This window comes from Vibrio scophthalmi (assembly GCF_040869025.1).
Taxonomy (GTDB): domain Bacteria; phylum Pseudomonadota; class Gammaproteobacteria; order Enterobacterales; family Vibrionaceae; genus Vibrio; species Vibrio scophthalmi.
In genome coordinates, this window is sequence record NZ_CP134271.1 from 701,590 (window position 1) to 716,407 (window position 14,818).

10 protein-coding genes and 3 tRNA genes are annotated in these 14,818 nt (G+C 46.3%); 9 read left to right on the forward strand and 4 right to left on the reverse strand.

Going from position 1 to position 14,818, the window contains the following annotated elements:
• Positions 1 to 87 precede the first annotated feature (87 nt).
• The gene (gene recC, locus RJD38_RS03090) at positions 88 to 3,609 is read right to left on the reverse strand and encodes an exodeoxyribonuclease V subunit gamma (RefSeq protein WP_065545093.1); all 3,522 of its coding nucleotides are present in this window, start codon (positions 3,607 to 3,609) and stop codon (positions 88 to 90) included.
• 186 nt (positions 3,610 to 3,795) lie between these two features.
• Complete coding sequence (locus RJD38_RS03095; protein WP_065545092.1) at positions 3,796 to 4,770, reverse strand: TDT family transporter; 975 nt, start codon at positions 4,768 to 4,770, stop codon at positions 3,796 to 3,798.
• A gap of 156 nt (positions 4,771 to 4,926) precedes the next feature.
• On the opposite strand from RJD38_RS03095, the gene RJD38_RS03100 reads away from it, so the two are divergent.
• Together RJD38_RS03100 and RJD38_RS03105 are read left to right on the forward strand one after the other, a co-directional pair.
• A complete protein-coding gene (locus RJD38_RS03100) occupies positions 4,927 to 5,826 on the forward strand; it encodes a LysR substrate-binding domain-containing protein (protein WP_065545091.1) in 900 nt (299 codons plus the stop codon).
• Positions 5,827 to 5,996: 170 nt separating this feature from the next.
• Entirely contained in the window at positions 5,997 to 6,305 is a 309-nt protein-coding gene (locus RJD38_RS03105) for a YebG family protein (RefSeq protein ID WP_005594192.1), read from the forward strand.
• Positions 6,306 to 6,398: 93 nt separating this feature from the next.
• On the opposite strand, the gene vexH is transcribed toward RJD38_RS03105, so the two are convergent.
• A complete protein-coding gene (gene vexH, locus RJD38_RS03110) occupies positions 6,399 to 9,536 on the reverse strand; it encodes a vibriobactin export RND transporter permease subunit VexH (protein WP_005594190.1) in 3,138 nt (1,045 codons plus the stop codon).
• Positions 9,536 to 10,612: an efflux RND transporter periplasmic adaptor subunit gene (locus RJD38_RS03115; protein WP_065545090.1), complete on the reverse strand. Its 1,077-nt coding sequence runs from the start codon at positions 10,610 to 10,612 to the stop codon at positions 9,536 to 9,538. The genes vexH and RJD38_RS03115 overlap by 1 nt, the downstream gene beginning before the upstream one ends.
• Positions 10,613 to 10,884: 272 nt before the next feature.
• Between RJD38_RS03115 and RJD38_RS03120 the strand changes: the two genes are divergently transcribed.
• The 7 genes from RJD38_RS03120 to RJD38_RS03150 all read left to right on the forward strand — a co-directional run bounded on the left by RJD38_RS03120 (position 10,885) and on the right by RJD38_RS03150 (position 14,811).
• Positions 10,885 to 10,969 (forward strand) — tRNA-Tyr (locus RJD38_RS03120).
• Between the two features lie 104 nt (positions 10,970 to 11,073).
• Positions 11,074 to 11,158: transfer RNA gene (locus RJD38_RS03125), tRNA-Tyr, on the forward strand.
• Positions 11,159 to 11,254: 96 nt separating this feature from the next.
• Positions 11,255 to 11,339 (forward strand) — tRNA-Tyr (locus tag RJD38_RS03130).
• 206 nt (positions 11,340 to 11,545) lie between these two features.
• A complete protein-coding gene (locus tag RJD38_RS03135; RefSeq protein WP_065545089.1) occupies positions 11,546 to 12,292 on the forward strand; it encodes a copper homeostasis protein CutC in 747 nt (248 codons plus the stop codon).
• A 58-nt stretch (positions 12,293 to 12,350) separates the two neighbouring features.
• Positions 12,351 to 13,280 carry a LysR family transcriptional regulator gene (locus RJD38_RS03140; RefSeq protein WP_065545088.1) on the forward strand — a complete coding sequence of 310 codons (930 nt, stop codon included), beginning with the start codon at positions 12,351 to 12,353 and terminating at the stop codon, positions 13,278 to 13,280.
• A gap of 214 nt (positions 13,281 to 13,494) precedes the next feature.
• Positions 13,495 to 14,088: a hypothetical protein gene (locus tag RJD38_RS03145; RefSeq protein WP_065545087.1), complete on the forward strand. Its 594-nt coding sequence runs from the start codon at positions 13,495 to 13,497 to the stop codon at positions 14,086 to 14,088.
• A gap of 48 nt (positions 14,089 to 14,136) precedes the next feature.
• Positions 14,137 to 14,811: a hypothetical protein gene (locus RJD38_RS03150; protein ID WP_065545086.1), complete on the forward strand. Its 675-nt coding sequence runs from the start codon at positions 14,137 to 14,139 to the stop codon at positions 14,809 to 14,811.
• The last annotated feature ends 7 nt before the right edge of the window (positions 14,812 to 14,818 follow it).

Genomic DNA, 14,818 nt, shown 5'->3' on the forward strand with positions numbered 1-14,818 from the left:
GGCCAACCACTTCTCTGTGATTTCATCAAACAACCCTCAGGTAAATGGCTCTCACCAAACGAAAGGATTGCGACCGCCAACGCGTCGTTATTCATCATGCGCGTCTTTGACCAATAATCTTGGTGCTTGAATCACTAACGCCGCCAAGGTCCGAACTTCTTGCGCTAAAGCATCATTCCACTGTGGCCAAATACGACCAATGTAAGCATTGTTGCCTTCACCGCTACTCATAAAGCCGTCGTTAAACGCTTCGGCCATTTTTTTGAGCGACTTTTCTTCATCATCTGCCCAAGCGCCGCCGCGACTAAAGCCTGCTTCAATCGCTGCCAACGATGTTTTAGGGAAGTACGCCAACGGCTGAGTCATACCTTGATAGAATAATCGCACCAGTTCGGCCAACAGATTCTTGGCATAATCACCATCTTCGATCGGCGGGTAAATAAGATGTACGACGCCCTCTTTACGATCATAACCAATCATGTGAGTACGTTTTGCCACGCCCATCGCCGACATCGCCAAATGGTCAATCCACGCAGCCAAATAATCTTGCGGGCGAATTTTGCCACTACGATAACGTACTAAACCAGATTGGTAAGCTTGGGTGAGCCAACCTTGTAAAACGATCGGTTTGCCTTCACCCAGCAGGTCAAAATTAAGATTAATCTCAACATCATCCACCGGCGCACTAGTGACAAAACGCAGTGCTTCTACCAATTGCTCAGCTTGCACTCGGTTGGTATCAAACTCAATATCGCCAAATGCCCCCACCGGTAACTTGCCTTGGGCGCGTTGCTGATCGACAAAGTTTTGCACCGTTTGATCTGGATTACTATTGGCTTGCAATTGATCGCTCAGCAGTTGGTTTAGCAGCGCATCACGGATCTGGAAACTCTCTAAACCATCGAGAATAAACGGCTCTTCATCGGGCATAATTGGCAAAGGCGGTTCAAACATTACTTTTAAGCGACGGTTGAAGAAATACTGCACTGGTAAGCGCCAAAAACGCTGCAGTTCAACCAAATCAAGATCCAGTGGGTAGCTGACATCGGCCAGATAATCACTCAATTGACGATTGAACTCACCACTGCGCTGACCTTGACGGTTCGCCGCAGGCAACCACTCTTTGGCATAACTGCTGTAGCTAGAAAAGTCACTCGATGAATCACTAAACGCAGCAGGACTAAATGGCACCATCGCATGTTGGCGATGTAAGTTCGCTAGCAGCTTATCGCCAGATTCATCACAGCTCAGATCCGCATCTTCCGCCAAACGGTAGTTTTGGTGGCAATATTCCATCAATTCAGACACCAGTACCGATGGCACGCGCTCAGTGTTATCTTGAATCGAACGACCAACGTAGCTGATATATAAAGTTTGCTGCGCCGATAAGAGCGCCTCTAAGAACAGATAACGGTCATCATCACGGCGAGAACGATCTCCCGCACGAGTGCGCCCATTCATCAAATCAAAACCTTCAGGCGGCATCGAACGCGGGTAAACGCCGTCGTTCATCCCCAGCAAACATACCGCTCTAAATGGGATAGAGCGCATTGGCATCAAGGTACAGAAGTTCACTTGTCCAGCTAAGAAACGCTGGCTAACCCGGGTACCAGAGAGTTTGTTTTGTAGGTATTGAGAAATAATACTTGGCGCAAGTTCGGCCTGATAAGCGGCATCTTCTAACTGTTCTTTGAGCGAAGTGAGCGTGTCGCGAATCGATTTTAGTGCCACTTCACCTTCTAATTCTACTTGGAAGAAATCATCCAGCATCGCAGTTAATAATTGACGCCAACCATCAATACTGTGGGTATGCGCAAGCGCTTGACGATAGTCACTGACCGTCTCAATAAAGTGCGCCAGCTTACCAGCAAGCTCCGCCCCCATCCCCTGAACTTCGTTGTAAGGGGATAACGACTGTTGACCATCATTAAACAATCCAGCAGATTCCGGCATCGCATAACCAAGTAGCATACGTTCTATGCCAAATTGCCAAGTGTTTTGCGCTGTGGCTGGCAGATCAAACTCAGTACCCGTAGCAGGATTTAATCCCCAGCGAATACCCGACTCTTCCACCCAAATTTTGGCTTGTAGGAATTCATCCTCACTCAAACCAAAACGATTAAGGATGGCCGGAATTTCCAACAGCTCTAATAGCTCGGAGGCTAAGCAACGAGTATTGGCTAAATTGAGTAGCTGCATAAACGCCGCAAGGATTGGGCTTTCTTGATCGGCGCTACGGTCAGAAATCGAGTATGGGATAAATCGCTCGCCTGGCGCATTACCAAACACCGCTTGAATCGCAGGACTATAAGCATTGATATCGGCGACCATCACGATAATATCGCGCGGTTTTAAGCTTGGATCTGCATCAAACATATTGAGCAACTGATCATGCAGCACTTCCACCTCGCGCATTGGACTATGGCAAGCGTGCAGAGTTAATGAGTAGTCATCACCACGCACCACTTGCTTATGCTGACTTGTGGTTAATTGTTGATCGTCTTGATGCTCTTCAAGATTGAGGATATCGGCCTGCAATTGCTGCAACAAGGAGTCTCGGCCCAAATCAACAAACGCTTCAATCTCATTCGATTCGAGTTGTGATAGCAGATACATGTTATCGCGGCCCAATTTGCCCATTGATGCCAATAAGCTGTTACCTACCACATCGGTGTGCAGTAGGTCGATACTCTCGCCATCCACCATCTCATGATAAGCGGCGTCGTCATAAGCGAGGTTCTCTTCAATCGTGCCTTTAAGCTGCTCACTTTCTCCCTCAATTTCAGAATGATCGTCGCGCCACACCAGATGTTTACGCTGTTTTGCTGCTAACTTGGCGAGAAATTTTCTATCGCGCACTTCCCCCCAGTAATAGCGACACGGGTTGGTAAACATTAGGTGCACATCAATATGCTCACCAAGTGCTTTTAGCGCGTCCATGTAACGCGGTGGCAAAGAAGTAATACCGAATACAAACAGACGCTTGGGTAGATTCTCAAAGCGGCCTTGGTAGTTGGCTAAGCTATCAATAAAATGCTCATACAAGTTGGCACGGTGATACGGCGATTGACCAAGTGCTAGGGTGTGATCATAGAGCGCTTGCCACAAGATTGGCTGCCACGGATGCTCATCACCAATTTCAGCCACTACTTGACCAGACTCCCAAGCGGCAATCCATTCTGGGCGGTACACCAAATAACCATCGAAGATATCGGCAATTTTTTCCGCTAATTGATAGAGCTTTGAACTGTCACTGTCATCTTCTAAATAACGTTGCAAAGGGGTAAATTCAGGCTGATCCAACAAGCTTGGTAAGATCTGCATCAACTTCCAGCTCATCGACTCTTTATTGAAGGCACTGCGCTGGGGCACATCGGCCAACACGTGAGTGAACATATTCCAAATAAAGGTCGCAGGCAGAGGAAAATCGATATTGGCAGCTACACCAAACTCTTTCGCTAATGCCATTTTGAGCCACTGTGACATACCCGGGCTCTGCACCAGAATTTGTTCTTTTTCAAATGGGTTTTCAAGCGGGTCGATTTTGACTAGCTCAACCAGCAAAGATTTAAGCACATCGACTTGATTGGAGTGATAAACAGTAAACAAAATAGACGCTCAAAATGGTTAGCAAAACTGACCTGAGCGTAGCATAACTGCCCTGTATTTACTGCCGATTTTAGGTGGGATTGCGTGGTATTGCCGCTTAATTGTGCAAAGAGCGAAACCGTGCGTTTCGCTCTTTATGGTTGCTTACTGAGAAAGCCTTATTGCCTGCCAACTTGATGCTATAAATTATTTTTTATCGCGACGCATCATCACTTTGTGTGGCTGATAAAAATGGAAGTAACGCGCGGCAACATAACCCACCACTATGGTTGCAATCCATAACTCAGCCACGGCCAAACCATGTACTTGCGCGATGTAATGATCCGCGACATGGATGTTTTTCATCCAAGCACTCAATTTAAATAGAGCAGTAGAACCAATCACCATTGGGAAGGTGAACGCCGCAAAACCAGCACTAAAAGGTAAACGCAGTAATTTAATGAAAGCTAAGTAGATCACTACGGTCATCAAAACTGCGATACCAAACAGCACGCCGATAATCACTGGTGATGGATCACTCGTTACGCTTAAATACCCCGCCAATGAAAGACTCGCTGGTGCAGCCATGATGGCTAAGGTTGGTTTCGCCGCATCTGGAATTTCTTGCGCGAAGATCAAACGGTAGATCATTGCTGGCAGCATGATGGCATAAGCAACAAGGCCGAAGATCAATGTGCTTTGTGCGATAAAAGCCAGATGAGGATTGCCCGAAAAAGAGACATCCGCCACCACAATACCCACAGGTGGAACAAACCAGCTTGGTACCATATGGTGCAGTTCAAATGCTTGTGAGCGGTGGTAAATAAAGCTGGCTAAAAACGCCACATGCAGCGCGACCGCAAATAACCACAGGGCATCCCCCGCCCAAGGAGAAAAATGACCAAGCGCATTTGACACCACCATGGTTGCCATCGCAAAAGTAGGCACCACGCTACCCACTACAGGGTGAGCAAGATCCTCAGATAAAAGATGACGATGGAGCAGGAATTTCACCGCTAAAATGACAAGCAAAAGTGAAGCGATCGCGGCACCGATTAATTGACCGATGCCATTCAAATCAGCGGCGTTCTCCCAACACCAACCAAGGCTTGCAATACCTAATGCCAATCCTGCCATTGGTGTTGGCGCACCGAATACTTTTGCTTTTGTTGCTGTGATCATGGCTCACACTCCGCTCAATCTCTTTGTTATGGCGCCATTCTACGCTTGCACTTTGTTAAGATATATCTAATTATTCAAAACACGTGTTCAGATAAACTAAACGACACTTCAACTAATCCATACCCCAACCACATTAACTCAGAAGTTGAATTCTCTATGGCCGTTAATATCTCATTAAAGCAGCTCAAGGTTTTTTCGACCATTAACCACTGCGATACGTTAACCGAAGCGGCACAAGCGCTGTTTCTCTCTAAAGCTGCGGTAAGTATGGCGCTCGCTGAGCTAGAAAAACAGCTGGGCCATTCACTATTTGATCGGGTTAATAAACGCTTGGTGCTTAATCAAGAGGGGCAAAAATTACTGCCTTTGGTCGATGAACTGTTGCATCGCGCGCAAGATATCGAACAGTTACTCGAAGATGACTCCACTTTAACCGGCCAATTGCGCATTGGCGCCAGTGATACCATCGGTAACCAAGTCGCGCCTTATTTGCTCAGCGCTTTTCGCCAGCAAACTACGCATCAGGCCCAAAGCCTGTTTATCTCCAACTCGGCACTTATCTGCGAAAAGTTGGTGGACTATGAGCTCGATCTTGCGCTCATTGAAGGCAAAACACTGCATCCAGAACTGATCTCAACCCAGTTTAGCCAAGACGAGATGTGCATCATTTGTAGTCCAAGTTCGGCATTGGCGAACATTACCGTACCTGCGGTGAGCGATTTGGAAAACAGCGCTTGGATCTTACGTGAGCCAGGTTCTGGCTCTCGCGAATTTTTCCTACGCGCTGTCGCTCCGCGCATCGAGCATTGGCAAGAAGCATTTCAGCTCAATACCACCGAAGCGCTGATCAACTGTGTTTCTGCAGGCCTTGGCCTTGCCTGCCTTTCACGCCTCGCTGCCGAACCAGCGATAAAAGATGGTCGAGTTATCACGATTGAGTTACCACTCGATATGAAACGTCGCTTTTGGCTATTGGTGCATAAAGAAAAGTATCAAAACCCACTCCTAAAACGCTTTATCGAGTTTTGCTACCAATGGGATCAAGCCTCCTCATAGGTATGCCATTAAGGCTAACCACAGGCGATGCCCCAAAAAGCACCGTAACGAAGACACGCGCAAATGGTGAGCATCTAAGTCGCACTTTTGAGCTGTCACCTAGACTTACTTGGTTAAAAACTGTATAAACAGCCAGTAATTGAACATTCATTAGAGCTAGAGGAACAACCATGGCTGTAATCGTAAAATACGTAGTAGAACGCAACGGAGAAGAGAAAATGACTTTTGCCTCTAAAGCGGAAGCGGATGCTTATGACAAAATGCTGGATACAGCAGACGAGCTGTTTGCACTACTAGGTAAAAGTGACATTTTAGAAGACGAAGCTAAGCAAGAAGACTTAGCGATGTTCCTAGCGCAAAACAAAGATGAGTTGCTTTACGCGATTGGTGCGAAACGTCGTCCTGCACCAAAGAAAGCGAAAAAAATCGAAGCCGTTGCTGATATTGAGCAAGACGAGCAAGAAGAAGACGCAGCGTAACTCGCCTGTTTTCTTTTCGTCGATTGAGACAAAGCTTTAATTAAAAAAACCGAGGCCAGCGCCTCGGTTTTTTATTATCTTCAAATTGCCACGTTAGTGTTCACTAAGATCCCCTAGCTCACCATGTGAAGTGCGCCCTTTGAAGTCATGGTTAAGCTCTTTATTCAACTCTGCTTCAACATGACCTGGCGCTTGAGTGCTGCCAGAAATCAGACGGTACATCGCCGGAATCACAAACAGGGTAATCAAGGTGGCAAAGGCCATACCAAAGAAGATCACAGTACCCACTGCGACACGGCTTTCATAACCAGCTCCGGTTGACAGAATGAGTGGAATCGCGCCTGCCAAGGTAGTAAATGCCGTCATCAAGATTGGGCGTAAACGACGCGCAGATGCATCAATAATCGCTTTTTCAAACTCCAAACCACGATCACGTAGTTGGTTGGCAAACTCAACAATCAAAATACCATTCTTGGTTACCATACCAATCAACATGATCATGCCGATTTGACTATAGATGTTGAAGCCTTGATCCATAACAAATAGACCAAAGAAGCCACCAAATACCCCCATAGGAACGGTAAACATCACCACCAACGGGTTTATAAAGCTCTCAAATTGTGCCGCAAGAACAAGGTAAGCAACCAACAGTGCTAACGCGAACACCACCATCACGCTGGATTGGTTTTCTTTGAAATCTTTCGACTCACCTGAGTAGCTAATACTAATGTCGTTTGGTAACAGTTCGATGGCTTGTTGATCCAAGTAATTCAGTGCATCACCTAAGGTATAACCATCAGAAAGGTTAGCTGAAATCGTCACCGCTTTTTGCTTGTTGTAGTGAGATAGACGCACTGACGAAGCTACTTCTTCAATCTTCGTCACAGCATCAAGCGTAACCAATTCACCAGAAGCGGTGCGCATGTATATTTGCGTCAGATCGGTTGCGTTACCAAAACTGTTTTCATCACCACGTAAATAAACATCGTACTCTTCACCACGCTCAACAAAGGTGGTTTCACGCTTGCCGCCTAACATCACTTCTAACGTATCAGATATCTCCGAAACGCTGATGCCTAACTCAGCGGCACGCTGCTTATCAACCGTCACGAGTAGCTCAGGGGTTTTCTCTGAGTAGTTAATTTCAGCCCCTTCCATGAATGGTGATTCTTCAGCTAACAACTTCAGTTTTTCCGACCAATCTCTAAGCTCTTCATAATCAGCACCGCCCAAAACGAACTGCACAGGCTCACTTGAGCCCCCTCTAAAACCCGGTGTAAATGGGAAAACACGTACATCAGCAATACCTGATAGTGCTTTGCGGACTTCTCCCAATGCTTGCTGCGCAGTGACAGAACGATCATTCCAATCGTCCAAAATCATGATCACAAAGCCAGTTTGGTCACCTGCCATACCGCCAAAAGCTGGGGTTTGAATACTAAAGGATTTGAGGAAACCTTTACCAAGTAAAGGCATCAAACGATCTTCAACGATGTCCATATTCGCCGACATGCGGTTGTAACTGGTTGCATCTGCACCACGAACAAAAGCAAAGATAACTCCGCGATCTTCGCTAGGTGTTAATTGCGAAGGTACTTGCTGCATCAAACCGTAACTGCCGCCCATACAAGCGAGAATGACCACAGGCGCTGCCCATTTCGCTTTTAGTGCTGCGGTGAGAAGGTTGCGATAACCCTGTTCTAGTCGTGCAAACATACGTTCAATAAACAGATTAAAACGACTCGGTTTGACATTGGCTTTCAGGATTTTACTGCCTAATACAGGTGTTAATGTTAAGGCAATCAATGAAGAGAAGATCACCGACATCGCCAACAACACCGAGAATTCAGTGAACAGCAAACCCACCATACCATCCATAAAGGAGATCGGTAGAAATACCATCACCAATACCAAGGTGGTCGCGATAACCGCAAAGCCAACTTCACGCGTTCCTTTGTAAGCGGCCAACAACGGTTTTTCACCGCGTTCAATATGGTGGAAGATATTCTCCACCACCACAATGGCATCATCCACCACTAAACCGATGGAGAGGATCAGCGCCATAAGCGTGATTAAGTTGATCGAAAAGCCAAAAAAGTAAGCGGCAATAAATGAGGAAATCAATGAAACCGGCACCGTGACCGCTGGGATCAAGGTTGCACGAGCCTGACCAATAAAAATATACAGCACTAAAATAACCAGACCACCCGTTACAAATAACGTGCTGTAGACCTCTTCAATTGATCGTTCAATAAAGACCGTTGAATCGTAGTCAATCGCTAGGCGGGTTCCGCTTGGCAAAAATTGTTGTACCTTCTCTACTTCTTGATGAACCAGTTGAGCCACCTCAAGAGGGTTGGCATCCGATTGCGGTACAACGCCTAAGCTAACGTTTACCACACCATCACTTTTGAAGGTCGAGTTTTCGTTTTCAGCACCAATGTAAACATCTGCGACATCTTTTAGATAAATCGGCGTGTTATCACTGGCGCGACGTACAACCAGATACTCAAAATCTTCAACATCTTTATAGGTACGCGCGGTGCGCACTGACATGACGGTTTGGTCGTTGCGAACTTCACCGCCCGGGCTTTCTAAGTTTTCACTGCGCAGAGCTTGAGTAATATCGGAAGTGGTGACGCCGCGTCCTGCCATCAACTCAGGCTTGAGCTTAACGTACATAACTTTGTACAGGCCACCGGAGATATCAACCGAGCTAACACCGGAAATCAGGCTAAAGCGGTCCATCAACACGCGCTCAACATAATCGGTTAGCTGAGTACGGTCTAATTCAGATGAACTCAAATTAATATACAGCGATGCTTCGCCAGACCCGTTGTTCTTGTACACAATTGGGTCGTCGGCTTCTTCAGGTAGTGAACGCTGGGCACGAGCAACCGCATCACGCACATCACTGACACCGGTATTAAGATCATAACCAAGGTTAAACGTAATGGTGATGCGTGACATACCATTACGGGTGGTCGATGAAATTTCATCGATACCACTAATACCCGATAACTGCTCTTCTAAGTTTGAGGTGATCTGGCTTTCGATAATGGTTGCCGATGCACCGTCATAACGAGTGCTCACCGAGACCACAGGGTTTTCGATATCCGGCATTTCTCGTACAGCAAGCTTAGAGAAAGAAACAATACCGAACACGCACAAAAGCAAACTGAGAACCAGTGCTGAGACTGGTCGTTTCACTGAAACATCAGACAACCACATTACTTGTCACCTTTTGCTGGCGATTGTTGCTCTGCAGCAGGCTTAGCAGCGCTACCGAGCTCTTTCACTGTCGCGCCATCACGCATGTTGACAATGCCTTGCACGACAATTTTTTCGCCAATATTCAGTCCTTCAGTGATCACCACTTGGTTCTCAATGCGCGCACCTAACAAGACTTGAGTTCGTTTGGCTTGGTTGTCATCACCAATCACGTAGACATAACGTTTAGTGCCTGAATATTCCAATGCTTGCACTGGAATGATCGGGGCATTGATCGCAGGAAAGGCCATATTGGCAGAAACCAACATACCCGGCTTCAATTTCAAATCGTTATTGTTGAAGTGAATCCGTACACGCAAATTAAGCGTTTCTTGATTAATACGTGAATCAATCCCAACCACTTCACCTTGAAATACTTGAGTGCCCCATGCACTGGTGGTGGCGGTGACTTGCATACCTTGCACTATCTTAGCCAAATAACGCTCAGGCACTTGTAGATCTAGTTGCATCACGGAAAGATCGTCCAACGACAATAACTCAGTGCCGGCAGAAACCATTTTACCGCGACTAAAATCGATAAAACCGATGGTGCCCGAGAACGGGGCGCTGATATGCAGATCTTTTAAATTGGCATTCGCTGCATCTAAACGTGCCTGAGCAATCTCTACATTGGTTTTTTGTGCGTCAATTTCGGTTTGAGTAATCGCGTTACGCTTCACCAAACGCTGAAATTCTTTCAGCTTACGCTGTTCATCTTTCAGATAAGCCTGTGCTTCTTTTACTGCAGCGCGCGCTTTGTCATCATTTAGTTGGATCAGTAATTGACCTTTCTTGACCTCTTGGTTGGCTTTCACAGCGATCGTTTCTACCTTTCCAGTGGTTTCTGGCGAGACCATGACCGATTGCGCTGCTGCCAATTTACCCACTAACGAAAGTGATTGAGAAACTTGATGGGTTTGGACTTGCTCAGTCACCACTGTGATCGTTTGTGGGCCTTGAGGACCACGCGCAAAAACAGTTGGGGAAGAGCTTAAAATAGAAGCCGTTAGCAAAGTTAAGATCAGTTTGTTTTTCATTACTATGTATTCATCCAGAAATATCTAAGCTTATTTTACTCGTAATTTCGTGCTTGAAACGTCAAGGAATGTAAATCCTATAACCTTCATCGCAATTAAAATTCGCCCCAATTGGTAGCAAAACGTTCAATTACAGGCATCTTTGTCCAAAAAGGCATCATTCAACTCAAAATCAGAAGAAAAACGCTTTACAGTGTTTATGAGTTTGCTATGATGCGCTCCGAACTTGAGAGATGCGTTGGGAAAACTTCTTTTAAGTATAAAAATACCCTGGAGGGGTTCCCGAGTGGCCAAAGGGAGCAGACTGTAAATCTGCCGGCTCCGCCTTCGATGGTTCGAATCCGTCCCCCTCCACCATATTCTTCTTGTGATACTCTAAGAGATATCGTGAGAAACCACTTGATTGTCGTGTTGGGAAAACAGCAATTAAGCTTACTTTGTGAAGAGTAAGAAAACACCCTGGAGGGGTTCCCGAGTGGCCAAAGGGAGCAGACTGTAAATCTGCCGGCTCCGCCTTCGATGGTTCGAATCCGTCCCCCTCCACCATATTCTCTCTGCTTTATTAAAGTATGAGAACAACTTGAATGATGTGTTGGGAAAACCTCATTTAAGCTTACTTTGCGAAGAGTAAGAAAACACCCTGGAGGGGTTCCCGAGTGGCCAAAGGGAGCAGACTGTAAATCTGCCGGCTCCGCCTTCGATGGTTCGAATCCGTCCCCCTCCACCATATTGTTTAAAAAGCCAGCTCTTTGAGTTGGCTTTTTTCATTTCTGCTCGATCTTATACCGACCTCATCTTACCGCCCTGTACTGTTTTCATCCCCCCTATTCAACACGACGAGAAATGGGAAATGTTAGGCTGAAATTTTTACCCTATTCAAGCTACGGCACTGAGCTAAAATAGTTCAATCTTAACTACCTGAGTGTCCCTTTGATGACTTACCAAATTGAAGTATGTATTGATAATTTAGAATCTCTTCATCACGCAATTGCTGGTGGCGCTGATCGCATCGAACTTTGCTCATCTCTGGCACTAGGTGGCCTAACCCCAAGCTTTGGCTTTATGCAACGTGCAGCCGCACTATCTACGATTCCAGTCTACGCCATGATTCGCCCTCGCCAAGGCGATTTTATTTACGATCAAGATGATATCGATGCCATGCTACTGGATATCAAAGCGGCGGCACAAGCTGGATTGCAAGGCGTTGTTTTTGGTGTCTTAACCGCGCAAGGCCATATCAACATGCCTCAAGCTGAACGCTTAGTGGCAACGGCAACAGAATGCAATTTGGGGGTGACTTTCCATCGCGCTATCGACCAATGTAGCGATATTGAACAAGCCATTGAGCAAATTGCACAACTCGGCTGTGAACGTATTTTAACCTCTGGTTTAGCCGCGAATGTTGAACAAGGTGTCGCTGTACTCAAACAAATGGTCACACAAGCCAATGGTCGTTTTTCGGTCATGGCCGGAGCCGGTTTAACTGCGGACAATGTGGTTGCGATTACCACACAAACGGGAGTGACTCAGGTGCATCTGTCTGGAAAATCGACTCGCCCTAGCGTAATGGAGACCCTCTCTGATGAGGTAAAAATGGGTAATAATTCCATTGATGATTTCATCATTCCCGTTACGGATGGTAACAAGATCGCCGCCGTTGCCCGCCAGTTAAACCAATAACCCCATTTAATCGCCCGCAAACAGGTGTTAGCATGAGGAGGCACATAAGGAGAGTGGCATGAACAAAGATCTGTTTTACAGTTTAGACCTAAACCTACTGAGAACGTTTCTTGTCCTCTCACAAGAGCGCAATATGCGCAAAGCCTCCAAACGCCTGTTTGTCTCACAGCCGGCGATCAGCCAAGCGCTGCAAAAGCTGCGTCATCACTTTGCCGATGAATTATTTGTCAAAGTGCATGGCGGTTTAGAGCCTACCCCATTTGCTCAAGATCTGGCTGATGCCATCACACCTCATCTCGATGGTCTTGCCGCAAGTCTAAATCGCAATCAAGAGTTCGACCCAAAAAACATCGACATGCCGTTGCGTATTGCCGTTGCCCCCATCGTTCTCACTTGTTTATCTGGTACACTTTTTCAACGTCTGCAGGAAGTGGCACCAAACTGCAGTATCGAATTGATCAGTTGGAGTAAAACCACCTTCGATGAGATCAAAAATGGAGAAGTACTGTTTGGGATTAACTACGACAATGATTTCCCTCAGCACATTTACTCTCGACTCCTAGTTGAACTGACCTCAAAAATTCTTGTTCGACAAGGCCACCCGGTTAATCAACCCAGCGTTGATGCCCACGATATGCAAGGGTATGACATCGCTTCGATCATCATCCCCGGTTGGAATGAGAGTTTTAGCCTTGCCGCTGAGGTGATGAGACGTGAGGGCATTGAGGTCAACGTGAAATTTCGCTCTGAATTTGTCATGGCTGCCGTCGATGTAGTCACTCATAGCGATCTCTTTCTTCCTCATTCGAACCTATTTCCAATTCATAACTTCCCGCAGTTACGCAGTATGACGGCACACGTCAAAGGCCAACCATTTCATTACCCTGTCTACGCTTATTACCATCGTAAATATCGTCATAACCCCCTGATAAACTGGCTCTATGACCAAGTTCTACATGTTCTCAACGAACAAATAGCTAATAACTAAAGCTTATCACCCCAATAAGTCACAACCATTAGAGCGATGAATTACTTATCACTATCATGGCCCGTGTTCCCACTGCTTCGTTATGGATGGCGAATAAGGAAAGGCTGAAGAGTAACCGATAAGGGTTCATTTTTATTGACCTGTTTGTCAGCCAGTTTCCACCGCCTTAGGACGAGGCAAGGTGACCAATTTTTACTGACTTTAGGTTATGACTATGAAAAAGACGCTTATTGCAGCAACCCTTCTAAGCTCGTTAGTGATGGCTGGCTGCTCATCATCTGGTTCAACTAATGGTTCTGGTACCGATACAGAATTAACTCCTGACCGTTTGCCTCCAGTATGGAATGAGCCAGTAGTTCCAGATCATCCAGATACTCCAATAGAAGGAGTTGATCCCGATTTTGGGATACCTATGGAGCCAGTACAACCACCAATGACGGATGAACCTGACCCAGATTTTGGGCTTATAGATCCTGACTTTGGTATCCCTCTCGCCCCAGTACAGCCTCCGGTCAATGACGACAACATGACGCCGGACCGTCTGCCACCAACTTGGGGAGGCGTAGATGGTAACGTAGACCCTGATTTTGGTAAGCCAACTGACCAAACACCTGATCGTCCAAGTCCTGATTTTGGCGAAGACATGCCAACATGGGGCGGAGAATGCGGCTCTCCTGATGGTGGCGCGAACTGTGGAGCTTTACCTCCAAAACCAGGTGTTGGGGTACCAGACCGTCCAATCCCTGAAGCGGATCGTATTGATCGTCAGTCAATTCGCGATTCGATTCGCTCACGTCTAAATAAATAATCCTTTCGCCCCTAACAACGAGTTAGGGGCATATTTTGGACTTGCTGCATGAACAAGATTTCACTCGCCATTGCTTGCCTAGGGCTTGCCGGTAGCGTTTCAGCTGCAGTCAATTTTTCTCTTGAAAAGGATTTTGTTGAAATTGGCTTAAGCGCTGCTTTAACAGAAAGAAGCTATCTGTTTGTTGGCGCTGATAGTGATGACTGGTTGGGGGTCGGTATTGGTTACAAGTATCAACCAAATCCACATTGGCGACTCCACGCTTATTACGAATATGGCTTATACGATGACTGGCTTCTCAATGATATGGCCGACATTGATGGTGTAAAAACCAAAAGTCACCTTGTTGATTTATCCGCCACCCGATACTGGCAACAATATTCACTAAAAGCGGGCGTTACCGCTGAAAGAGTACGCAATGGTTTCACTTGGATTACGGTAGATGATGCCAATAAGTACTCAGCTTATGCGGGTATTGCGCGTTATTTTCAACACATCTATTTATCCGGTCGCTATGAACACCACTATGCCACGGATGAATCAGACATGATCGACTTTAATCAAGGCCATGCCAATGAATGGGAAGTTTCAATCGGCACAATGAAACCAATTTGGCACTTTTACCCGTATGCCAAGGTCGGATTATTTTCACCCAATGGAAGCTACTACGGAATGACGAATTCTGAAGTTACTTGGACTATTGGTGGTGCATTTTCTTTTTAAGGTATGA